Here is a 20,127-nt window from a genome sequence, read left to right as displayed (position 1 = left end):
TCGTTGGTGCTGATTTCGCCCGGACTGCCCGGGTAGGGAATGCCTATGACACCGCCCATTCCGGACGATCAGGCGCAGGGCGATGGTGGGCCCGAGGAGGCGGCTCTTTATATAAAGAGTGCGGTCCGCGATCTGTCGCGGATGGCGCGCCGCCATCGCCACGACATGCTCGCTTACCTGCTCGACATGGCGCATCTCGAAACCGAGGAAATCCTGCGGCTGCAAGGACTGCGCAAGCCCTCAGGCAGTTGAGGGCACAATCGTGGTGTCGCCATAGCCGAGCAGCCTGCCGTCGGCCGCATGCAGTTCCAGCTTCTTGATCTGCTTGCCACTCTTGCGATCGACCATGATGGTCGTCGGTTCGCCGGGCTTGAACGCATAATCCTCGCCCCACTGGCGCAGCGCCACCATGATTGGATGAACCGCCTGGCCTTTCGGGGTCAGGACATAGTCCTGATAGGCGCTGCCGTCGGCTGCCGGCTCCAGTTTCAGGATGCCGTCCTCCACGAGGGCTTTCAGCCTGACGGCGAGAATGTTCTTCGCCAGTCCGAGACTCTTCTGGAATTCGCCGAAGCGCCGCGCGCCCAGCATGGCGTCGCGGATGATCATCATCGTCCAGCAGTCGCCGATCACCTCCATGGAGCGGGCGACGGGGCAGGTGGAGTCCTTGAGACTGGTGCGTTTGGCCATGCGACTTTCCAGCGGCGGGAAAAAGAAATGCAGTGATTAGCGGACATGTGGTTGCATTATGAAACCATCCGCCCTAAATGGCAATGTGGTTTTAAAAAGCAACCACTTGATCATCAGGAGATCACCATGCGTTTGGCGAACAAGACGGCGCTCATCACGGGCGGCAATAGCGGTATTGGACTGACCACGGCGAAGCTCTTCGTCGCTGAGGGCGCCAAGGTCGCCATCACTGGTCGCGACAAGGCGAGGCTCGACGCGGCGGTGGCCGAACTCGGCCCGAATGCGATCGGCATCGTGGCTGATGCGACTGACATTGCTGCCACCGAGAATGCCGTGGCCAAAGCTGTCGAGAAATTCGGCAAGCTCGACATCGTATTCGCCAATGCAGGCATCAGCGCGCATACGCCAGTGGGTGGCACCGCGCTCGATGTGTTCGAGTCCGTCTTGAAGACCAACATCACCGCCGTGTTCTTCACCGTGCAGGCGGCAGCCGCGCATCTCAACGATGGCGCGTCGATCATTCTCAACGGTTCGGTGATCTCCGTGCTCGGAAATCCCGGCTATGCCGCCTATGCCGCGAGCAAGGCGGGCGTGCGCGCGATGGCCCGCGTGATGGCGTCCGAACTGTCGCCGCGCAACATCCGCGTAAACGTGGTCTCGCCCGGTGGCACGACGACACCGATCTGGGATCGCACCGCGCCGACGCCGGAAGCCAAGGTGGCGCTGGAGGCCAGGATTTCGCAGACCATTCCGCTCGGCCGCTTCGGTAAGCCTGAAGAGGTCGCCAAGACGGTGCTGTTTCTGGCATCCGACGATTCATCGAACGTGCAGGGGGCGGAGATCTTTGTCGATGGCGGCGTCACGTCGTCGCCAGCCGGCGCGCCGGCGTTTCGTGGCTGATCGCTGATCAAACAGTGCAAGAGTGCCGGCGTTCTCGAACGCGTTCGAGGTACGTCGGTATCTCTTGAAGATAATGTTTGGATGCGCTGAACCATTGCGGCTGCCGGTCAGACATTTGAAGCGGGCTGGAGCGACGCACAGGAGGCCACATGACCAAAGTCGCGCGCATCTCCGAACCTGCGGTCATTTCTGCAAGTACCGAAAGTCACCCACTCGCTACGGTCGCACTGTTTAGCGCAATCGGCCTGTTGATCTCGTTGAGCGTTTTGTTGCTCGATAAATATGTGCCGGGTGAGTGGTTCTGAGGTTTCGCTTCCCGACGAGCAAAACCGCTTGAACCGGCGGGCCGGTTCAAGCTCGTTATGGCAGTCTTGGCTTACGCCGCGTGCAGATCTGTCGCTGCCTGCAAGGCACCGGCAACGGCTTTCTCGCGTAGCTCCGGTCCCATCATGATGCCGTCGGCGGCGATGAATTCGAGATTGGTGACGCCGATGAAGCCGAACACCCAGCGCAGATAGGTTTCGAGATGTTCGCCGGCAGCCGTCGGCATGTCCGCGCCGTAGAAGCCGCCGCGTGAAATGGCGACGATGACGCGCTTGCTGCCCGCGAGGCCTTCGGCACCCTTGTCGCCGTATTTGAATGTCTTGCCGGCGACGAGGATGCGATCAATCCACGCCTTGAGCTGGCTCGGAATGGTGAAGTTGTACATTGGTGCGCCGATCACCACGATATCGGCAGCAAGAAACTCCTCCAGCACGGCACTACCGGCGGCGAGATCGGGCTGAAGCGCCGCATCGGGCGCTGCGCCCTGCGCGACGGCGAGATGGGAGCCGGACAGATGCGCCAGCGGCGTGGTGGTGAGATCGCGATAGGTGGTCTCAAGGCCAGGATTGGCCTTGGCCAGCCGGTCGGTAATGGCGGCGGAAACCTGCCGGCTAACGGAATGGGGGCCGAGAACGCTGGAATCGATATGGAGCAGTTTCATGTGGTCACCTCATGGTATAGGTTTGTAACTGACGCTACATGAGTGACTGGCCGAAACCGCACAAGAAGGCACAATTTTGAAACCCGAGCACAAAAAGGTGCCTGCTTTGCCGGCGATTCCGCATCAGGAGAGCGATTGTCGCGGCGTTGCCTCGGTGTTGGCGCGGGTCGGCGACAAGTGGAGCGTGCTGGTGATCATGCTGCTCAGGGACGGCCCGCGGCGCTTTAACGAATTGAAGCGCATGATCGGAGGCATCTCGCAGCGGATGCTGACCCTGACGCTGCGCGGGCTCGAACGCGACGGTCTGGTGACGCGTACCGTGTTTCCGACCGTGCCTCCGCGTGTGGACTATGAACTCACGGATCTCGGCCGAGGCCTGAGCGATCCGGTCATAAAGCTCGGCGAATGGGCGCAGCAACATCTGCCCGATATCGACACGGCGCGGAAAAACTTCGACGGGCGCAATTCGGAGGACTGAGTCCTCAGATCATCGACACCAGCCCGCCGCCATGACGCTCAAGCCGTCCGGCAAGCTCGAGCTCCAGCAGTACGATGCGGACGGTGGCGGCCGACGTGCCGGCGAGGCGGATGAGGTCGTCGATGCCGACCGGGCTTGGACCGAGCAATGCGATCACGCGTGCGCGGTCGCTGCTGTCTGGTTCATCGAATGACGTGACGTCGTCAGGTTCACGGCTCGGCAATTCGATCGGCCGCTCCATGATCGGCGCGACCGCATTGATCACATCGGAGGCTTCGGTCACCAGCGCTGCGCCTTGCTTGATGAGGTCGTTGGTGCCGGCGGCGCGGGGATCGAGCGGCGAGCCCGGCACGGCGAACACTTCGCGCCCCTGTTCTGCGGCCATCCGCGCCGTGATCAGCGAGCCCGAGCGATGCGCCGCTTCGATGACTACGACGCCGAGTGCGGCGCCCGAGATCAGACGATTGCGGCGGGGGAAATCGCGGGCGCGCGGGACATGGCCGAGCGGCATCTCCGAAATCGCGCCGCCGTTGCCCAGCAGGGCGAACAGCAGGTCCTCATGTTCGGGCGGATAGATCTTGTCATGACCGCCAGCCAGCACAGCCACGGTGCCGCCATTCAGACTGGCGCGGTGCGCGGCCTGATCGATGCCGCGTGCGAGGCCCGACACGATCACGAATCCGGCATCGCCGAGATCGCGCGCCAGTCTCTCCGCGAATTTCAGTCCCGCGCCGGACGCATTGCGCGAGCCGACGATGGCGATCATCGGCCGCATCAGCGCGTCCACTTTGCCGCGGATGCCGAGCAGCGGCGGTGCATCGTCGATCCCCGCCAATCGCGGCGGGTAGCCGGGCTCACCGGGCGCGATAAGCGCGACATCCATCTTGCGTCCGAGGTCGAGTTCACGCTGTGCATCGTCGGCGCTGCAGATCCGGCCGGCGCGGGTCGCACCGCCGCGGCGCGCCAGATCGGGCAGTCGCTCCAGCGCGACGCGTGCGCTGCCGAAATGGTTGATCAGCGACCGGAAGGTGCGCGGCCCCACATTGTCGCTGCGGATCAGCCGCAACCAATCGAGCCGCTGGGTGTCCGTAAGCTGTGTGCTGCCCTGTGAGATGCTGTCCAAGCCACGCTCCCCTGTGGAGAGCATCTATCAACTTAAGGATGCATTCAATTGACATTCGCACTTAAGGTGCGAGAGTAGGGGTGAGCCCTGATGGCTTGTGTTCAGTGATGGCAATGCTTTGGGACGTGAACAACTTCCAGCGGATCGGTGCATCGAGCAACGCCGCCGTTGGGCGTGAGTTCGAGGAAGCGGCGCAGATCTTCTTTCATTCCGAGGGCGTGCAGCTTGCGCGCAATTTCGTCGTACCCGTCGGCCACCGGCTGCAGAAGAACAAGCGCTTCGATCTCGGCAGCGCCAGCCCGCGCGTCCTGGTGGAGTGCAAGTCCTACACCTGGACAGTGTCCGGCAATCGGCCGAGCGCCAAGATCCGCGGCATGAACGAAGCCATGCTGCTGTTCGGTGCGGCGCCGCGCGACTATCGGAAGATTTTGTTCGTGCTCAAACATCTTCACCCACATTCGAAGGTGAGTCTGATCTCGCACTATATCAAGAACAACGGCCACCTGATCAGCCGCGGCGTCGAGATCTGGGAGTTCGATCTCGACGCGAAGCAGGGCGCTCGGGTGTTTTAAACCGACACTGACGCCGGGTTGATCGCGGCTAGCCTCGTTTGCCGAATTCCTCAGCCGCGATCCGGACCGCCTGCTGGACGGCGGGATAGCCGCTATAGGGGGCTAGGTTGAGCAATGTCTCCAGAATTTCGTCTCGGCTGGCTCCCACATTCAGAGCGGCATTGATGTGCACGCGAAGCGGTGTCTCGGCGGTCTTCGATCCGACGGCGGCGAGGGCTGCGCAGGCGGTTAGCTCTCGCGTCCTGGCGTCAATCCCCGTGCGCGAAAAGATCTCGCCATAGGAGTGTTCGACAATCATTCGCCCGAGGTCAGGGGCGATATCGTCAAAGCTTCGGACTACGGCATCTCCGGATGCACCCGAGGTCTTTCCGAGCGCCGCGCGTCCGCGCTGCAATCGCATCTGCCGGGTTTCGGTATTGGCCGGGCGGAACGATATAGGCTGGCTTACGGCGGTGTCGCCAAAGGCTTCCTTGGCAACCGCAAAGGCATTCAAGGCGCACGGAAAGCCACGATAGACGCTAACCTGCATCAAAAGTTCAACCACCTCGTCTCGCGTTATGCCTTGGGCTAGTGCGCCTTGGATGTGCTGGCGGAGGGCAGCGGCATGATTGCCGCCTGCCGCCAGCATGGCGACGATCACAAGCGCCTTGGCCTTGAAATCCAGACCCTGTCGCGAAAGTGCTTCGCCGAAAGCGAATTCGACCGAGAGCCGCGCCAGATCGGGCGAGGCTTTTTCAAACTCGCCGAAATATGCCTGCATGTCGCCGCCGGTGAGGCGGCTTACAGCTTCGCTGCCGTTCTGCGCGCGTCCGGTTCCATCGTCCGTGGCGAGCTCGACCGGCACGAAAGCGAGCTTTCGTTCGGCGAAAATGCTGCGCAACAGCCCGATCGCATTGATGGTCGGAGGAAAACCGAGCAAGGCGACGGAGACGAACATCAGTTCGACGAGGACGCGCGGCTCGCCGCCGACATTGAGATAGCCCGCCATATGATACTTCAGTTGCGGCTGGGCACTTCCATCGGCGAGCAGCATTGCCGCCGTACAAAGTTGTCGCAGCGGAAGCGCGAGCCCGGGCCGAGACAGCACGTCGCCATACGGATACTCCACAGTGAAGCGCGCGAGATCCGCAGATACTTCCGCCAGGCTGTTGACGGGGCCGTCGAAATTCTCGCCGCCGACCTTGCGCAGTATGTCGAGGCCGCGTGCGAATCGCTCATTGCCCATTGCTGTTGTTCCTGCATTGGCTTCTTGCGCGCGAACGGCCAACGAAGCCCCCGCTGCGCCGAGCGCTGTGAGAAAGTTGCGGCGGGAGGCAATTTTGTCCGGCGGACTGTCCTCGCTGGCGGGGGCGTCCGCGTTCTCCTGCGGGGCGATCTCAATCTTTAAGGGCGCGCGCGAGCGTTTCGCGGATGTGCCGTGTCTGGTGATCCGTGGCAGCGTCATTGTCCTTCTCCACCGTGTTCAGGCCGGAATAGCCGGCGATTTTGGTGTCGAGGACGGCAAGGCAGTCATGAAGTTCGGCCAGACGAGCACGGACGTTGGTCCGATGTTGCTCGAGGATGAGCCGACGGTCTTCCGTGGTTTGCGAACCTCGCTCGCGCAGCTGAGCGTATCGCAGCATGTCGCGGATCGGCATCCCGGTCGTCCTGAGGCGTCCGAGAAAGGCAATCCACACCAAGATGGAAGCGTCATATTCGCGTTGACGGGAGGCGTTGCGCGGTGCGCCAGGAAGCAGCCCGATCCGCTCGTAATAGCGGATCGTGTGTGCTGACAGGCCGGCGCGCTTTGCGAGTTCTCCGATTTTCATGGTCTGTCTTCTCGTCACGACGCTGACCTTGCTACAGGTTAGAGTGCGCTCTAAGTCAACAGCAAATACTTCTTCGCTCGGAGCTGACGAAGCGGCATTCGCATGCAGTTATCGGCATCAAAAGCGGTGATGCCGGATCGGGATCAGGCCGTGCAGGCAGCACGGTGGTGAAGGATATCGACCGTTCGCGATCACGAACATAGGCAGCCTGACTCAATTTTTCGCGCCGATCTTGCCTTCGGTGCCGTTCAGCAATCGCTTGATGTTCTCGCGGTGCATGAACCACAGCAGCAGCGTCAGCGCGGTGGCCAGCACGGCGAGTTGCGGTGCCTTGGCCCACCACAGGAAGATCGGCGTGATGGCGCTGGCGGTCAGGGCCGAGAATGACGAGTAGCGCGAGGTGAAAGCGCAGGCGAGCCAGGCGAGGCAGAACACGATGGCGGCCGGCCAGTACAGGCCGAACATGATGCCGATATAGACGGCGACGCCCTTGCCGCCCTTGAAGCCGAGCCAGACCGGGAAGAGGTGACCGAGGAAGGCGAAGAGACCGGCGATCATGGCCGGGATTGGACCACCGACGCTGCCGGCGATGATCACGGCGACGGTGCCCTTGAGGGCGTCAAGCAGCAGCGTCGCCGCTGCGAGGCCCTTGCGGCCGGTGCGCAGCACGTTGGTGGCGCCGATATTGCCCGAGCCGATGGTGCGGATGTCCTGCGTGCCGGCGAGCTTGGTCAGCACCAGTCCGAACGGGACGGAACCGAGGAAATAACCGAGCGCGGCGGCGAATATGTAGAGAACGATCATTGGACCTCTATTCTAAAACGCGCTTCGCACTTTCGTGCTCCCAGACGCGCTCCGCGCTTTCGGTGTCCTAAGACACGCATATGGCGTTAGACGTGCTCGTAAACGGTGCGTCCGCCGACAATAGTGCGTGCGACGCGCCCCGTGAAGCGGGCTTCGTCGAATGGAGTATTCTTGCATTGCGATTTCAGGTCCGCGGGATCCAGCACCCACGGTACGTCGGCGTCAATGACGATGATGTCGGCGACAGCGCCGGGGCGTAGCGTGCCCCCCGGCAGGCCGAGCAGTTCGGCCGGGCGTGTCGACATCGCACGGATCAACTGGGTGAAGGTGAGCTCGCCATTGTGGATCAGCCGCAATCCCGCCGACAGCATTGTTTCGAGGCCGATGGCACCCGGCGCGGCTTCGGCGAATGGCAGGCGCTTGGTTTCGACGTCCTGCGGATTGTGATCGGACATGATGACGTCGATCAATCCTGACGCGACGGCCTCGACCAGCGCACGGCGGTTCTCTTCGGTGCGGAGCGGCGGCGACAATTTGAGATAAGAGCGATAGGGCCCGATATCGTTTTCGTTCAGCGTCAGGTGATTGATCGATGCGGAGGCGCTGACACGCAAGCCGGCGTCGCGGGCACGCTTCAGGATCTCGATGGATTCGATGCAGGTCAGTGAGGCCGCATGGTAGCGCCCGCCGGTGAGGGCGACGAGACGCATGTCGCGCTCCAGCATGATGGCTTCGGCGGCATTGGGAATGCCCATCAGGCCGAGCCGTGACGCGCGCTCGCCTTCATTCATCACGCCTTCGCCGACGAGGTTGGGATCCTCGGTGTAATGCACGATCAGTGCGTCGAAATCGCGCGCATAGGTCAGCGCACGGCGCATGATCTGCGCGTTGGTGATGCTCTTGTCGGCATCTGTGAAAGCGACGGCGCCGGCCGCTTTCAGCAGCCCGATCTCGGTCATCTCGTGGCCTTCGAGGCCCTTGGTCAGGGCGGCCATCGGATGGATGTTGACGATGGCGGTGTCGCGGGCGCGGCGCAGGACGAAGTCGACGGTGGCAGAATTGTCGATGGTCGGCGAGGTGTCCGGCTGGCAGATGATGGTGGTGATGCCGCCGGCTGCGGCTGCACGGCTGGCGGAGGCGAAAGTCTCGCGGTGGCTGGCGCCGGGTTCGCCGACGAAAGCGCGCATGTCGACGAGGCCGGGGGCCACGACCTTGCCGACGCAATTGATGATGTCGGTGCCTTCAGGCACACCGGCCGCGCCGATGCCACGGCGGGCATCGCGGATCACGCCGTCGGCGATCAGGACGTCACCGACGCCGTCGAGATCGCTGGATGGATCGATCAGGTGCGCATTGGCGAGGAGGATAGGGCGGCGATCTGTCAGCATGGGCATCACGCGTTCGGCAGGTTGCGCGCGAGCGCTTCGAGCACGGCCATGCGGACCGCTACGCCCATCTCGACCTGTTCGCGGATCAGCGACTGCGCGCCGTCCGCGACGAGGGAGTCGATCTCGACGCCGCGGTTCATCGGGCCGGGATGCATCACCAGCGCATCGGGCTTGGCGTAAGCGAGCTTCTTCTGATCGAGGCCGAAATATTGGAAGTATTCGGCGGACGACGGCACGAAGGAGCCGTTCATGCGCTCGCGCTGCAGCCGCAGCATCATCACGATGTCGGCGCCGTTGAGGCCCTCGCGCATGTCGCGCGCGACCTCGACGCCCATGCGCTCGATGCCCGGTGGCAGCAGCGTGGAGGGCGCGACCACGCGGACGCGTGCGCCCATCGTGTTGAGCAAGAGAATGTTGGAGCGGGCGACCCGCGAATGCAGCACGTCGCCGCAGATCGCAATCGTGAGACCTTCGAGGCGGCCCTTGTTGCGACGGATGGTCAATGCGTCGAGCAGGGCTTGCGTCGGATGTTCATGGGCGCCGTCGCCGGCATTGATGACGGAGCCGTCGACCTTGCGCGCCAGCAGTTCGACCGCGCCGGAGGCATGATGGCGCATCACGAGAATGTCCGGATGCATCGCGTTCAGCGTCATCGCGGTGTCGATCAGCGTCTCGCCTTTTTTGATCGAGGACGACGACACCGACATGTTCATGACGTCGGCGCCGAGCCGCTTGCCGGCCAGTTCGAACGACGACTGGGTGCGTGTCGAATTCTCGAAAAACAGATTGATCTGGGTGCGACCGCGCAGGCTGGAGCGCTTCTTGTCGACCTGGCGGTTCAGCTCGACATATTCCTCGGACAGGTCGAGGAGGCCGGTGATATCCGCGGCGGAAAGGCCCTCGATGCCCAGCAAATGCCGGTGTCCGAGGACGAAAGAGGATTTCGTGGCTTGGGTCATTAAAACGAAAGCTATAGGCAGAGTTGAAAAGCGGAGCAAGCGCGATTCGGCCGGTTTCGGGTTATCCCCCGGTCAGTCCAGCGGCAGGGTAAAGATGGTGAGGCCAAATTCCCGCGGAATCGCCTTGGTTGGAGCTCCGGAACCCGTCATGAGACATGCTCTAAACCAGGTGGTCGCGACGGTTTCGGCGGGGCTTTTTCTGGCCTTCGGCGCTGTAGCCGCACATGGGCAAAATCTGCCTGACGATTTCGTGTTCCTGCGCGATATCGATCCCTCGATCCGGCAGGACATCCGCTATGCCGGCGTCAACAATTTCGTCGGCCGCAAGCTCAGCGGCTATGATAGCGCGGAATGCGTGGTGAAGCGCCCGGTCGGCCTCGCTCTGCAGAAGGTGCAGCGCGAGTTGATGGCGCAAAACCTGTCGCTGAAAATGCTGGATTGCTATCGGCCGGCGCGGGCGTCGCGCGACATGGTGGCGTGGGCGCGCGATGGCAACGAGACGCCGGCGCAGAAGCGCTATAATCCAGCCTTCAGTAAAACCGATCTGTTCAGGCTCGGCTATATCGCCGAGCGCTCGGGCCACTCCACCGGCGCGGCGCTCGATCTGACGTTGGTCGATCTGCGTGCGCCTGCGTCGGCGGCATTCGATCCGAACAAGGCCTATGCAAGCTGCATCGCGCCGGAAGCACAGCGCGCGCCCGAGGGCAGCGTCGACATGGGCACGGGTTACGATTGCTCCGATGCCAAGGCGCATACCGGATCGCGCGCGATCTCACCCGCGCAGCGGCGCTGGCGCGATCTCCTGGCGACTGCGATGGGCAGGCAGGGCTTTGTGAATTATTCCAAGGAATGGTGGCACTTCTCGCTCCCGGGCACAGGTGCGCGCGCCTACGATTTCCCGATTGCACGGCAGGCAAGATAGCCCCGTGAAATCCCGGTCGATCCGGCGTAAAATGATTCGCAATACCGCCTCCAGCCGGAACTGATTCATGACCGACGCCACCTCTGCCATTCATGCGGTGCTCAACCAGTCGCCACCATTCGAGGACGTCAATCTGTTCGAGCTGGACCGGCCGCTCGTGGAAGCGGTTGCGATGAATGAGGGCTCGTTCGCCTATGTCGACCACGCCGAATTCGGTCAGCTCTGGGGATCGGCCGAGATGGCGCAACGCGCGCGGCTGGCCAACGAGAATACGCCGAAGCTGCGGACTTTCGATGCGCGCGGCAATCGGCGTGATGAGGTCGAGTTTCATCCGGCCTATCACGAGCTGATGGCACAGAGCATTGCAGCGGGAATTCACAATTCGACATGGACGCGTGACGGCAAGTCCGCACGCGGCGCGTCCGAAGTGGCGCGCGCCGCAAAATTCTATATAGCGGCGCAGGTCGAGACCGGGCATCTATGCCCGATCACCATGACGCGCGCTGCCGTGGGGGCATTGGCGATGCAGCCGGATGTGCTGGCGCAGGTGATGCCGGTCATTGCCAGCCGCGACTACGATCCGAGCTTTGCGCCATGGTCGGCTAAGCGTGGCATGACGCTGGGCATGGGCATGACCGAGCGGCAGGGCGGCACGGACGTGCGCAGCAACATGACGCGCGCCGTGCGCGACGGCGATGCGTATCGGATCAGCGGGCACAAATGGTTCATGTCGGCACCGATGTGCGACGCGTTTCTGGTACTCGCGCAAGCCGAAGATGGCCTCAGCTGTTTCTTCATGCCGCGATTCCGGCCCGACGGCTCGCTCAACGCGCTGAACTTCCAGCGCCTGAAGGACAAGCTCGGCAATCGCTCCAATGCGTCGTCGGAAGTCGAGTTCAACGATGCCTATGCACTGCGCGTCGGCGACGAGGGCAAGGGCATCCGCACCATCATCCAGATGGTGCAACTGACGCGGCAGGATTGCGCCACAGCATCCGCCGGTTTGATGCGCTCGGGTCTGGTCCATGCGCTGCATCACGCAAGACATCGCAGCGTGTTCCAGAAACACCTCGCCGATCAGCCGATGATGCAAAGTGTGCTCGCCGACATGGCGCTGCATGTGGAGGCGTCGACGGCGCTGGTGATGCGGCTGTGCCGCGCCTTCGATCTCGCGCCGGAGGATACGTCCGAGGCGGCGTATATGCGTTTCCTGACGCCGGTGGTGAAGTACTGGGTCTGCAAATCGGCGCCGGGCTTCCTCTATGAGGCCATGGAATGCATGGGCGGCAACGGTTACGTCGAGGAGGGCATTCTGGCGCGGCATTATCGCGAGGCGCCGGTCAATGCGATCTGGGAAGGCTCCGGCAATGTGATGTGCCTCGATGTGCTGCGGGCACTGTCGCGCGAAGGCGACGCATCGACCGCGGTGCTGCAGGATCTGATGCTGGAGACGCGCGGACTGCCCGGCGCGGCCGACACTGCGGCCTTTATCATTCGCACCTTGCTGCGGCCCGATAGCGAGCGTGTAGCGCGGCAAGCAGTGGAATCGCTGGCGTTGCTGGCGGCCTGCGCCGCGCTGAACATGGTGCATCCGCCCCATGCTGAACTTTTTGCGCGGACACGCCTCGATGGTGCGCGCAACGCGATCTACGGCACCGCTGAATTGACCGAAGCTCAGGGTCGGGGCCTGCTCGAGCGGGCGTTGCCGCAGTGAGTGCACTGGAGACGCCGATCGCTCCCATCGCACCCTCGGATCTGCCACCCGCGACGAAGCCGCCCCGGGTCTGGAAATTCTGGGGCACCTGCCTCTGGGGGCTGTTCGCTTTTGCCGCGATGTTCGTCGGTCAGTTGACCGTCGTCGCCTATTACCTGCTGATCAAGGATGCGCCACTCGATGCGACGCTGTTGATCAAGGCGATGAGCAGCGGTACGACCATCGCTGCGTCGGTTCTCATGGGGCTTCCGGCAGTGTGTCTGGCGCTGTGGCTGGCGACGCGCATGGCGCGGCAATCCTTTGCGGACTATCTGGGGCTACGCGGAACATCCTGGAAAAACTACGTCATCGGCACGGTGGCGCTGATCGCGCTGGTCGGCGCCTGGGAGCTGGTCGCAAAAGGCATGGGGCGCGACTCCGCGCCGACTTTCATGCTGGAAGTGCTGAAGTCGGCCCGCGCCGACGGCGCTCTGTGGCTGCTCGTGATCGCGTTCTGCGTCGGGGCGCCGATGACCGAAGAGTTTTTCGCGCGTGGCTTCCTCTATCGCGGCTGGTCGGAATCGTTTTTGCGGCCGTTTGGCGCCATCGTGGCGTCATCGCTGGTCTGGACGGCGATGCATCTGCAATACGATTGGTTCTTCTTCGGCGAGATTTTCACCATCGGCCTGCTGTTCGGCTATATGCGCTATCGCAGCCACTCGACATGGCTGACGATCTATCTGCATGGCCTCAACAATCTGGCGGCGACTGTTCAGACGCTGCTCATCGCGAACGGTGTGATATCGCCCTAGACCATGATCCCGAAAAGTGGGAACCGGTTTTCGGGCAAGATCATGCTCAAAAAAAGAAAAACCTATTCCGCCAGCGCAATGAAGACGGGCATGGTCAGGACCGCCAGCGTGGTCTGAATGGTCAGGATCTGCGCCAGGAGGGGCGCGTCGCCGCCCATCTGCCGCGCCAGAATATAGCCGTTCGACGCCGACGGCACCGACGCGCAGCAGACGACCACCGCGAGATTGGCGCCGGACAGGCCGAAGGCGATGCCGAGGCCCATGGCGATCAGCGGCATCACGGCCAGTTTCAAGACGACCGTCAGTGCTGCAGCCATGCCGGGTCTGTGTAGGCCTTCGAGTTGAAGACCTGCGCCGACAATGAGCAGGCCCATCGCCAGAGAGCAGCGCCCGAGCGCATCGAGGAATTCGTGTGCGGGGCGCGGCACGGGCAATCCGGCCAGGTTGATCGCGAGGCCGATCACGCAGGCCCAGATCAGCGGGTTCTTGGCGATGGTCAGCAGCAGCGCTGGCCACGCCATCCGCTGCGGTGAGGCGTAATGCGCCAGCACCCAGACCGCCAGAATATTCAGCAGCGGGATCATCGCCACCATGGCGACGGAGGCCAGCGTGATGCCGAGATCGCCCCACAGATTGCCGGCGACCGATAGTGCCACGAAGGTCTGCCAACGCGTGGCGCCCTGAAACAGCGACGTAAATGCCGGCCCATCGAGGCCGATGGCCCGCGCCAGCAACGGACGCAGCGCCAGACATAGCGCGGACATCAGGATGACGGAGAGCAACAAGGCACCGCCGACACCTGCGATGGGCACCGACGCCAGATTGGCGCGCGCCAGTGTGTCGATGAGCAGGGCGGGGAACAGGACATAATAGACGAGCTGTTCCAGCCCGACCCATTCGATGTTCTGTTTCAGCAGCAGGCGCCGCAGCGCGTAGCCGAGCACGATGAGCAGGAAGACCGGAACGAGGGCGGCAAATACCGTCAGCATGGGGTCAGCGAATATCCGGCGTGCGCAGCAAGGCGGCGAGGCGATCTAGCGCGCCCTGAAGAATGAAGATCGCGGCATGTTCGTCGATGACCTTGGCGCGTTTGGCGCGGCTGACATCATTGGCAATCAGTTCGCGCTCGACCGCAGATGTGGAGAGCCGCTCGTCCCAGAAGGCGATCGGCAGTTCAGTCAGTTTCGAGAAGTTGCGGGCGAAGGCGCGTGTCGATTGCGCGCGCGGTCCCTCGCTGCCGTCCATATTGATGGGAAGACCAAGGACGAAGCCGCAGATATTTCGCTCAGCGGCAAGCTTGATGAGGCGTGCGGCATCGGCCTTGAAGGCAGTTCGCTCGACAGTCTCAATGCCGGTCGCGAGACGGCGATCGGGATCGGACGCCGCGACACCAATGGTCTTGGTGCCGAGATCGAGACCGATCAGTGCGCCGCGGGCGGGCAGATATGCGGCGGCTTCGACGAGGGGAAGGATGACTGCAGGCATGGTCCCGCATAACACGCGGAGCCATCAGATCAAACGCTGCGCCGCAATTATCGGAGCGGACGGCGGCTGCGCCATTCCTCGGCGGTCATTTCCCAGATTTCCGAGGGCCAACGGCCGGAGACGTAGTCGCGATCCTCGGTGGCGATCACGCGCGTGCCGGACGTTTCCGAAATCCGGCGCGATGCGGTGTTGGCGATGGCCTTGATGACACGCAGGACGGGCCGCTGCAGGGTGTCGAACCAGTAATCGGTGACGGCGTCGCTGGCCTCGGTCATCAGGCCTTGTCCGTGCCAGGCGGGATCGAGCCAGAAGCCGCGGTTGTCGTCGCCGCTGTCCCTGACATTGATCATGCCGATCAGTTGCTCCGGTGCGCTCTTCAGGCGGATCGACCAGTGCCATTCGGTGCCGCGCTCCATGCCTGGCAGCACGACATCGCGCAGGAAAGTGAAGGCGCCGTCAGCCGGGTAGGGCCATGGCACGCGGCTGGCCAGGAAACGCACGACATCCATCTGCGGAAAGAGCCGTTGCACGGCATCGGAGTCACCCAGCACGAGTGGGCGCAGGATCAGTCTGGGCGTGATGAGTTCGGGAATGGCAGCGGTCATCGGTCGCGTTTCACATCGGTGGTGATTTGCGGCAAGGTAGCATCGTTCCCGCGTTTCTGCGTCTTACGTCACGAGCCCGATCTATGGACGCCCTCAGCCTGTTTGGATTGTTCGCGGTCAGCGCCATGCTGGTCTGCTACGCGCTGGAGGCGCGCAGTCCGTGGTTCACACTGGCCTTTGCCGGCGCTTGCGGGCTTGGATCGCTCTATGGCTTCCTGCAGGGCGCCTGGCCGTTCGGGCTGGTGGAGGCAATCTGGGCTGGCGTGGCGCTGCGCAAGTGGATGCTCATCCCCCGCGCAACCGCATAGCTCGCGCGGGTGCGGCCGTGTTAGCCTCAACGTGGCTCGGCAATGACGCGCGTGCCATTTCCTCACGTTTGTCTCAAGATCGTCACTGCTTTGCCGCTGGATTCAGAGGCATTGCCGCAAGATTGTCGCAAGAATCCGGAGATCCCCCATGTGGCCCGACCGCCGACTGATCGACCTTTTCGGCACCGAATTTCCCATCGTGCAGGCGCCGATGGCCGGTGTGCAGGATGCCGACATCATGATCGGCGCAGCGGAGGGCGGCGCGCTGGCCTCGTTGCCGTGCGCAATGATCTCGCCGGAGAAAGCCCGTGAGCAGATCAATATAGTGCGCCAACGCGTCTCCGCGCCGGTCAACATGAATTACTTCTGCCATACGGCGGTGGACGCCGATCCGGCACGCGAGGCCAACTGGCGCAAGCGGCTGTCGTCCTATTACGCCGAACTCGGGCTCGATCCGAATGCAGACATCAATGCGGCCAACCGCGCGCCGTTCGATGAGGCGATGTGCGCGCTGGTGGAAGAGCTGAAGCCCGAAGTGGTCAGCTTTCACTTCGGCCTGCCGGACCCGGCGCTCTTGAAGCGCATCAAGGCAGCCGGCTGTCGGGTCATCGCCTCGGCGACCATCGTCAAGGAAGCTGTCTGGCTCGAAGAGCGCGGCGTCGACGCGGTCATTGCGCAGGGGGCGGAGGCCGGCGGTCATCGCGGCATGTTCCTGACCGAGGATATCGCCACGCAGCCCGGCCTGTTCGCGCTGTTGCCGCAGGTGGTGGATGCGGTGAAGGTGCCGGTGATCGCGGCCGGCGGTATCGCCGATGGGCGTGGCATCGCGGCGGCCTTTGCGCTCGGCGCGGCCGGTGTGCAGATCGGTACCGCCTATCTGCGTACGCCCGAATCGAAGGTCAGCGGGCCGGGTCGTGCGGCCCTGGCCGGGGCGTCGGATGCCTCCACCGTCATCACCAATGTCATGACCGGGCGGCCGGCGCGGGGCGTCGTCAACCGGGTGATGCGGGAAGTTGGACCGGTCTCGCCCGATGCGCCTGCATTCCCGCATTCGGCGACCGCGCTGGGGCCGCTGAAAGCCGCCGCCGAGAAGCTCGGTCGGGCCGATTTTACCAATCTCTGGGCCGGACAGTCGGTCGGAATGGGCAGTGAACGGCCTGCGGCAGAGCTGACGCGGTCGCTGGCGGCGGCGGCATTGGCGCGGATGGCCGAATTGCGGGGCTAGGGCGTCAAACAAGGCGGAGGCGTCCGCCGGTTGCGGCGCGAAACCTCCGTCTGCTATACGGCGGGCAGATTTCGCCTGAGGCCCTATATAATGTCCGTCGATGCTGCCACCGTTCGCCGTATCGCGCATCTCGCGCGGATCGCGGTCACAGACGCTGAAGTTCCCCATCTGCAGGGCGAGCTGAACGCGATGCTGGCCTTTGTCGAGCAGTTGCAGGAAGTGAATGTCGACGGCGTCGAGCCGATGACCTCGGTGATGCCGATGGAGATGAAGAAGCGCGCCGACGTGGTCAATGACGGCGAGATCGTCGATGCGGTGACGGCGAATGCGCCGGAGTCGGAGGATCACTTCTTCCTGGTGCCGAAGGTCGTCGAGTAATCGAGCAAGAACCGTTTGGACGGAAACCGCCATGTGCCTGCTTTGCGACGATGAAAAGTCCTATCAGCTCTATATGGACTACCTCGACGAGATGGAGCGTCAGGGGAAGGTCAAGGACGTCGACGCGGCCATGGATGCCATCCTCGACAAGGTTCAGGCCGCACAGGAGACTGACGACAAGCTCCGCCGCAGCTCTTTCAAAAAAGATGCACCTGAAAACGACAAGACGCTCTCTCCCTTCTTTTGCAGCCCGGTCAATAAATAGATGACAGATCTGACGTCGCTGACACTCGCCGAGGCGCGTGACGGCCTTGCGACCAAATCCTTCACGTCAGTCGAACTGACCGATGCGCATCTCAAGGCGATGGAAGCCGCACGCGTGCTAAACGCCTATGTGCTGGAGACGCCGGATCAGGCGCGCGCCATGGCGCAGGCGGCCGACGCGAAACTCGCCAAGGGCGAGGGCGGCTGGCTCGGCGGCGTCCCGCTCGGCATCAAGGATCTGTTCGCGACCAAGGGCGTGCGCACAACCGCATGTTCGAAGATACTTGGCAATTTCGTGCCGCCTTACGAGTCGACCGTGACCGCACAGCTATGGCGTGACGGTGCCGTGATGCTCGGCAAGCTCAATAACGACGAATTCGCCATGGGCTCGGCGAACGAGACTTCGTTCTTCGGTCCGGTGATCAATCCGTGGCGGCGCGACGGCTCCGACGTCAATCTGGTGCCCGGTGGCTCGTCCGGCGGTTCGGCATCGGCGGTCGCTGCAGGTCTGTGCCTCGGTGCCACCGCGACCGACACCGGCGGTTCGATCCGCCAGCCCGCGGCCTTCGCCGGCATCGTCGGCATGAAGCCGACCTATGGCCGCTGCTCGCGCTGGGGTACCGTCGCTTTCGCATCGTCGCTCGACCAGGCCGGGCCGATCGCGCGCACCGTGCGCGATACCGCGATCCTGATGCGTTCGATGGCCGGCTACGATCCGAAGGACTCAACGTCCGTGGATCGTGACGTGCCGGACTACGAGGCGGCGATCGGCAAGTCCGTGAAGGGCATGAAGATCGGCATTCCCAAGGAGTATCGCATCGACGGCATGCCGGCCGAGATAGAAAAGCTTTGGTCGGAAGGCGCTGCGCAGCTCAAGGCCGCCGGTGCCGAACTCGTCGATGTCTCCCTGCCGCACACCAAATACGCGCTGCCGGCCTATTACATCGTGGCGCCCGCCGAAGCTTCGTCGAACCTCGCGCGCTATGACGGCGTGCGCTACGGCCTGCGCGTGCCCGGCCGCAGCATCAGTGACATGTATGAGAATACCCGCGCTGAAGGTTTTGGCGCGGAAGTGCGTCGCCGCGTCATGATCGGGACTTACGTTCTCTCGGCCGGCTATTACGACGCCTATTATCTGCGCGCGCAGAAGGTGCGCACGCTGATCAAGCGCGACTTCGAGGAGTGCTTCGCCAAGGGCATCCATGCGATCCTGACGCCGGCGACACCGTCGGCCGCCTTCGGCATCGGTGAGAAGGGTGGCGCCGATCCGATCGAGATGTATCTCAACGACATCTTCACGGTGACGGTGAACATGGCCGGCCTGCCGGGCATCGCGGTTCCCGCCGGCAAGGACGCGCAGGGATTGCCGCTCGGGCTGCAGCTGATCGGGCGTCCATTCGACGAGGAAACGCTGTTCTCGCTCGGCGAAACCATTGAGCAGGCATCGGGGCGTTTCACGCCGCCCAAGTGGTGGGCCTGACATCATCCGCCTGGAGTTCTTGTGTGGCGCGCGTTTTCTTGACGCGAGCCAGCTGCCACTCCGCTCAAGAACGCTTTAGGGTGTTGCGCGTTTGACATTGCGTTTTGCGGTGCACTTGGCCATGCTTTGCCTATGAGCATGGACCGTGCATGAGCACCGACGACGGGCTTCCGCCTTCCCAACAGGTCGATCAGATTCTGGGTTCCCCGAAGCTTGCGCAGGCGATCGAGAATGATCGCTACAAGCATCTGCTGGATCATGTTCCCGTTGCGCTCGCCATCTCGCGCGGGTTGGGCAGCGATCAGCAGGTTGTCTATATCAACAAGGCCTTCGAGCAACTGATGACAATGGCGCCGGCCGATGTCGAAGGCCAGAGCTGGACCTGTCTCGACGGCTTTCTCAACGAAGACAACCAGAGCCAGACGCTGGGCGAAGCGATCCGCGACGGCGAGGATTTCATCGGTGTTTTCCGTCCGTCGGTGCCGGTCGATCGGCTGGTGATCGTGCAGGCCTATGCCTCGGTGATCGAGAGTGACGACGGCGTCGAGAATTTCCGGATCGCCGCGCTGGTCGATGTCGGCGGCCGCGAGCGGGCGCAGATCGAGCAATTCGAGAACCAGATACGCGACCGCGACATGCTGATGCGCGAGCTGCAGCATCGGGTGAAGAACAATCTGCAGCTCATCACGGCGCTGGTGCGGCTCGAAGCCCGCTCGGCAGTAGAAGGCGAGGCTGTTGCGCTTGGCCGGCTGGCGAGCCGGATCGATGCGCTGACAGTACTGTACCGGACGCTGTCCGACGAGAATGCGACGCCCGAGATCGATCTTGGCCAGTATCTGTCGGACATCGCCAATGCCGTGATGGCTGCGAGCGCGACGGCGGATATCACGCTCGATCTGCAGGTTGGCTATTGCCCGATGTCGATCAATATCGCGATGCCGGCGGGACTGCTGGTCAACGAGATGCTGACCAATGCGCTGAAATACGCCTTCGTCGGCCGTGCCGGCGGTCAGATCAAACTGATCTGCAAGCTGGAAGGCGGCCTCGTCGCGGTGGTTGTCGCCGATGACGGCATCGGCCTTGGCGAAGGACAGGACTGGCCGTCGCCGCGCAAGCTCGGGGCGCTGATCCTGCAGACGCTCAAAGAGAATGCGCCGAACGTGAAGTTCAACGCCGAGAGCATTCGCGGGCAGGGCAGCTGGTTCACGCTGGTATTCGATGCCGCGCCGGGCACGCAGCTGAACTGAG

Annotated in this window: 25 protein-coding genes; 14 read left to right on the top strand and 11 right to left on the bottom strand. The window is 63.0% G+C overall.

Annotation, left to right across the window (positions count from 1 at the left end):
* Nucleotides 1-45: 45 nt before the first annotated feature.
* Nucleotides 46-252 (top strand): hypothetical protein, encoded by a 207-nt coding sequence (locus AB8B20_RS07330; protein WP_244528458.1) that lies wholly within the window; start codon nt 46-48, stop codon nt 250-252.
* Here the strand turns inward: AB8B20_RS07330 and AB8B20_RS07325 are convergent.
* Nucleotides 241-690, bottom strand: coding sequence for a winged helix-turn-helix transcriptional regulator (locus AB8B20_RS07325; protein ID WP_093761332.1), 450 nt, complete (start codon nt 688-690; stop codon nt 241-243). The genes AB8B20_RS07330 and AB8B20_RS07325 overlap by 12 nt on opposite strands.
* A 126-nt stretch (nt 691-816) precedes the next feature.
* Between AB8B20_RS07325 and AB8B20_RS07320 the strand changes: the two genes are divergently transcribed.
* Nucleotides 817-1,590: a glucose 1-dehydrogenase gene (locus AB8B20_RS07320; RefSeq protein ID WP_089263762.1), complete on the top strand. Its 774-nt coding sequence runs from the start codon at nt 817-819 to the stop codon at nt 1,588-1,590.
* 149 nt (nt 1,591-1,739) lie between these two features.
* A complete protein-coding gene (locus AB8B20_RS07315; RefSeq protein ID WP_439072142.1) occupies nt 1,740-1,895 on the top strand; it encodes a hypothetical protein in 156 nt (51 codons plus the stop codon).
* 71 nt (nt 1,896-1,966) lie between these two features.
* Here AB8B20_RS07315 and AB8B20_RS07310 read toward each other — a convergent pair whose 3' ends face one another.
* A complete protein-coding gene (locus AB8B20_RS07310) occupies nt 1,967-2,575 on the bottom strand; it encodes an FMN-dependent NADH-azoreductase (RefSeq protein WP_120292059.1) in 609 nt (202 codons plus the stop codon).
* A gap of 97 nt (nt 2,576-2,672) precedes the next feature.
* Between AB8B20_RS07310 and AB8B20_RS07305 the strand changes: the two genes are divergently transcribed.
* The gene (locus tag AB8B20_RS07305; protein WP_231080341.1) at nt 2,673-3,053 is read left to right on the top strand and encodes a winged helix-turn-helix transcriptional regulator; all 381 of its coding nucleotides are present in this window, start codon (nt 2,673-2,675) and stop codon (nt 3,051-3,053) included.
* A 4-nt stretch (nt 3,054-3,057) separates the two neighbouring features.
* On the opposite strand, the gene dprA is transcribed toward AB8B20_RS07305, so the two are convergent.
* On the bottom strand, nt 3,058-4,200 hold the full coding sequence (gene dprA, locus AB8B20_RS07300; protein ID WP_439072141.1) for a DNA-processing protein DprA: 1,143 nt from the start codon (nt 4,198-4,200) through the stop codon (nt 3,058-3,060).
* An 83-nt stretch (nt 4,201-4,283) separates the two neighbouring features.
* On the opposite strand from dprA, the gene AB8B20_RS07295 reads away from it, so the two are divergent.
* Nucleotides 4,284-4,748: a hypothetical protein gene (locus AB8B20_RS07295; RefSeq protein ID WP_439072140.1), complete on the top strand. Its 465-nt coding sequence runs from the start codon at nt 4,284-4,286 to the stop codon at nt 4,746-4,748.
* Nucleotides 4,749-4,776: 28 nt separating this feature from the next.
* Here the strand turns inward: AB8B20_RS07295 and AB8B20_RS07290 are convergent, their stop codons facing one another.
* The 5 genes from AB8B20_RS07290 to AB8B20_RS07270 all read right to left on the bottom strand — a co-directional run bounded on the left by AB8B20_RS07290 (nt 4,777) and on the right by AB8B20_RS07270 (nt 9,707).
* Nucleotides 4,777-5,973: a carboxymuconolactone decarboxylase family protein gene (locus tag AB8B20_RS07290; protein ID WP_439072139.1), complete on the bottom strand. Its 1,197-nt coding sequence runs from the start codon at nt 5,971-5,973 to the stop codon at nt 4,777-4,779.
* A gap of 151 nt (nt 5,974-6,124) precedes the next feature.
* Nucleotides 6,125-6,556: a MerR family transcriptional regulator gene (locus AB8B20_RS07285; protein ID WP_120292065.1), complete on the bottom strand. Its 432-nt coding sequence runs from the start codon at nt 6,554-6,556 to the stop codon at nt 6,125-6,127.
* 213 nt (nt 6,557-6,769) lie between these two features.
* On the bottom strand, nt 6,770-7,360 hold the full coding sequence (gene plsY / locus AB8B20_RS07280) for a glycerol-3-phosphate 1-O-acyltransferase PlsY (RefSeq protein WP_439072138.1): 591 nt from the start codon (nt 7,358-7,360) through the stop codon (nt 6,770-6,772).
* An 86-nt stretch (nt 7,361-7,446) separates the two neighbouring features.
* Nucleotides 7,447-8,748 carry a dihydroorotase gene (locus AB8B20_RS07275; protein ID WP_439073040.1) on the bottom strand — a complete coding sequence of 434 codons (1,302 nt, stop codon included), beginning with the start codon at nt 8,746-8,748 and terminating at the stop codon, nt 7,447-7,449.
* Between the two features lie 5 nt (nt 8,749-8,753).
* On the bottom strand, nt 8,754-9,707 hold the full coding sequence (locus AB8B20_RS07270) for an aspartate carbamoyltransferase catalytic subunit (RefSeq protein WP_320444538.1): 954 nt from the start codon (nt 9,705-9,707) through the stop codon (nt 8,754-8,756).
* A 148-nt stretch (nt 9,708-9,855) separates the two neighbouring features.
* Here AB8B20_RS07270 and AB8B20_RS07265 point away from each other — a divergent pair, with 148 nt between their 5' ends.
* The 3 genes from AB8B20_RS07265 (at nt 9,856) to AB8B20_RS07255 (ending at nt 13,134) form a co-directional block, all read left to right on the top strand.
* Nucleotides 9,856-10,629 carry a M15 family metallopeptidase gene (locus tag AB8B20_RS07265; protein ID WP_439072137.1) on the top strand — a complete coding sequence of 258 codons (774 nt, stop codon included), beginning with the start codon at nt 9,856-9,858 and terminating at the stop codon, nt 10,627-10,629.
* A gap of 67 nt (nt 10,630-10,696) precedes the next feature.
* Complete coding sequence (locus AB8B20_RS07260; protein ID WP_439072136.1) at nt 10,697-12,343, top strand: isovaleryl-CoA dehydrogenase; 1,647 nt, start codon at nt 10,697-10,699, stop codon at nt 12,341-12,343.
* Nucleotides 12,340-13,134 carry a lysostaphin resistance A-like protein gene (locus AB8B20_RS07255; RefSeq protein ID WP_439072135.1) on the top strand — a complete coding sequence of 265 codons (795 nt, stop codon included), beginning with the start codon at nt 12,340-12,342 and terminating at the stop codon, nt 13,132-13,134. The genes AB8B20_RS07260 and AB8B20_RS07255 overlap by 4 nt, the downstream gene beginning before the upstream one ends.
* A gap of 62 nt (nt 13,135-13,196) precedes the next feature.
* Here the strand turns inward: AB8B20_RS07255 and AB8B20_RS07250 are convergent, their stop codons facing one another.
* The 3 genes from AB8B20_RS07250 to AB8B20_RS07240 are packed head-to-tail and all read right to left on the bottom strand — an operon-like array spanning nt 13,197 to nt 15,224.
* Nucleotides 13,197-14,123, bottom strand: coding sequence for an AEC family transporter (locus AB8B20_RS07250; RefSeq protein WP_093761352.1), 927 nt, complete (start codon nt 14,121-14,123; stop codon nt 13,197-13,199).
* A gap of 4 nt (nt 14,124-14,127) precedes the next feature.
* The gene (gene ruvX, locus AB8B20_RS07245; RefSeq protein ID WP_439072134.1) at nt 14,128-14,619 is read right to left on the bottom strand and encodes a Holliday junction resolvase RuvX; all 492 of its coding nucleotides are present in this window, start codon (nt 14,617-14,619) and stop codon (nt 14,128-14,130) included.
* A gap of 47 nt (nt 14,620-14,666) precedes the next feature.
* Nucleotides 14,667-15,224, bottom strand: a complete 558-nt coding sequence (locus AB8B20_RS07240) for a GNAT family N-acetyltransferase (protein WP_439072133.1) — start codon at nt 15,222-15,224, stop codon at nt 14,667-14,669.
* A gap of 83 nt (nt 15,225-15,307) precedes the next feature.
* Between AB8B20_RS07240 and AB8B20_RS07235 the strand changes: the two genes are divergently transcribed.
* The 6 genes from AB8B20_RS07235 (at nt 15,308) to AB8B20_RS07210 (ending at nt 20,126) form a co-directional block, all read left to right on the top strand.
* Nucleotides 15,308-15,532, top strand: coding sequence for a hypothetical protein (locus AB8B20_RS07235; protein WP_068732430.1), 225 nt, complete (start codon nt 15,308-15,310; stop codon nt 15,530-15,532).
* Nucleotides 15,533-15,680: 148 nt separating this feature from the next.
* Nucleotides 15,681-16,757 (top strand): NAD(P)H-dependent flavin oxidoreductase, encoded by a 1,077-nt coding sequence (locus tag AB8B20_RS07230; protein WP_439072132.1) that lies wholly within the window; start codon nt 15,681-15,683, stop codon nt 16,755-16,757.
* A gap of 90 nt (nt 16,758-16,847) precedes the next feature.
* Entirely contained in the window at nt 16,848-17,135 is a 288-nt protein-coding gene (gatC, locus tag AB8B20_RS07225; RefSeq protein ID WP_093761362.1) for an Asp-tRNA(Asn)/Glu-tRNA(Gln) amidotransferase subunit GatC, read from the top strand.
* Nucleotides 17,136-17,166: 31 nt separating this feature from the next.
* Entirely contained in the window at nt 17,167-17,400 is a 234-nt protein-coding gene (locus tag AB8B20_RS07220) for a hypothetical protein (RefSeq protein WP_089263777.1), read from the top strand.
* A complete protein-coding gene (gene gatA, locus AB8B20_RS07215) occupies nt 17,401-18,879 on the top strand; it encodes an Asp-tRNA(Asn)/Glu-tRNA(Gln) amidotransferase subunit GatA (RefSeq protein ID WP_184517720.1) in 1,479 nt (492 codons plus the stop codon). It begins immediately after the preceding gene.
* 149 nt (nt 18,880-19,028) lie between these two features.
* Entirely contained in the window at nt 19,029-20,126 is a 1,098-nt protein-coding gene (locus tag AB8B20_RS07210; RefSeq protein WP_439072131.1) for a sensor histidine kinase, read from the top strand.
* Nucleotide 20,127 lies beyond the last annotated feature (1 nt).

Source organism: Tardiphaga sp. 866_E4_N1_4, from assembly GCF_052076075.1.
Classification (GTDB): Bacteria; Pseudomonadota; Alphaproteobacteria; order Rhizobiales; family Xanthobacteraceae; genus Tardiphaga; species Tardiphaga robiniae.
The sequence above is the reverse complement of the archived record's forward strand: the minus strand, read 5'-3'. Positions and strand labels throughout refer to the sequence as shown.

Coding starts and splice junctions, on each gene's coding strand:
- AB8B20_RS07330 (WP_244528458.1), top strand. CDS start 46: ATGACACCGCCCATTCCGGACGATCAGGCGCAGGGCGATGGTGGGCCC.
- AB8B20_RS07325 (WP_093761332.1), bottom strand. CDS start 690: ATGGCCAAACGCACCAGTCTCAAGGACTCCACCTGCCCCGTCGCCCGC.
- AB8B20_RS07320 (WP_089263762.1), top strand. CDS start 817: ATGCGTTTGGCGAACAAGACGGCGCTCATCACGGGCGGCAATAGCGGT.
- AB8B20_RS07315 (WP_439072142.1), top strand. CDS start 1,740: ATGACCAAAGTCGCGCGCATCTCCGAACCTGCGGTCATTTCTGCAAGT.
- AB8B20_RS07310 (WP_120292059.1), bottom strand. CDS start 2,575: ATGAAACTGCTCCATATCGATTCCAGCGTTCTCGGCCCCCATTCCGTT.
- dprA (WP_439072141.1), bottom strand. CDS start 4,200: ATGCTCTCCACAGGGGAGCGTGGCTTGGACAGCATCTCACAGGGCAGC.
- AB8B20_RS07295 (WP_439072140.1), top strand. CDS start 4,284: ATGGCAATGCTTTGGGACGTGAACAACTTCCAGCGGATCGGTGCATCG.
- AB8B20_RS07290 (WP_439072139.1), bottom strand. CDS start 5,973: ATGGGCAATGAGCGATTCGCACGCGGCCTCGACATACTGCGCAAGGTC.
- AB8B20_RS07285 (WP_120292065.1), bottom strand. CDS start 6,556: ATGAAAATCGGAGAACTCGCAAAGCGCGCCGGCCTGTCAGCACACACG.
- plsY (WP_439072138.1), bottom strand. CDS start 7,360: ATGATCGTTCTCTACATATTCGCCGCCGCGCTCGGTTATTTCCTCGGT.
- AB8B20_RS07275 (WP_439073040.1), bottom strand. CDS start 8,748: ATGCTGACAGATCGCCGCCCTATCCTCCTCGCCAATGCGCACCTGATC.
- AB8B20_RS07270 (WP_320444538.1), bottom strand. CDS start 9,707: ATGACCCAAGCCACGAAATCCTCTTTCGTCCTCGGACACCGGCATTTG.
- AB8B20_RS07265 (WP_439072137.1), top strand. CDS start 9,856: ATGAGACATGCTCTAAACCAGGTGGTCGCGACGGTTTCGGCGGGGCTT.
- AB8B20_RS07260 (WP_439072136.1), top strand. CDS start 10,697: ATGACCGACGCCACCTCTGCCATTCATGCGGTGCTCAACCAGTCGCCA.
- AB8B20_RS07250 (WP_093761352.1), bottom strand. CDS start 14,123: ATGCTGACGGTATTTGCCGCCCTCGTTCCGGTCTTCCTGCTCATCGTG.
- ruvX (WP_439072134.1), bottom strand. CDS start 14,619: ATGCCTGCAGTCATCCTTCCCCTCGTCGAAGCCGCCGCATATCTGCCC.
- AB8B20_RS07240 (WP_439072133.1), bottom strand. CDS start 15,224: ATGACCGCTGCCATTCCCGAACTCATCACGCCCAGACTGATCCTGCGC.
- AB8B20_RS07235 (WP_068732430.1), top strand. CDS start 15,308: ATGGACGCCCTCAGCCTGTTTGGATTGTTCGCGGTCAGCGCCATGCTG.
- AB8B20_RS07230 (WP_439072132.1), top strand. CDS start 15,681: ATGTGGCCCGACCGCCGACTGATCGACCTTTTCGGCACCGAATTTCCC.
- gatC (WP_093761362.1), top strand. CDS start 16,848: ATGTCCGTCGATGCTGCCACCGTTCGCCGTATCGCGCATCTCGCGCGG.
- AB8B20_RS07220 (WP_089263777.1), top strand. CDS start 17,167: ATGTGCCTGCTTTGCGACGATGAAAAGTCCTATCAGCTCTATATGGAC.
- gatA (WP_184517720.1), top strand. CDS start 17,401: ATGACAGATCTGACGTCGCTGACACTCGCCGAGGCGCGTGACGGCCTT.
- AB8B20_RS07210 (WP_439072131.1), top strand. CDS start 19,029: ATGAGCACCGACGACGGGCTTCCGCCTTCCCAACAGGTCGATCAGATT.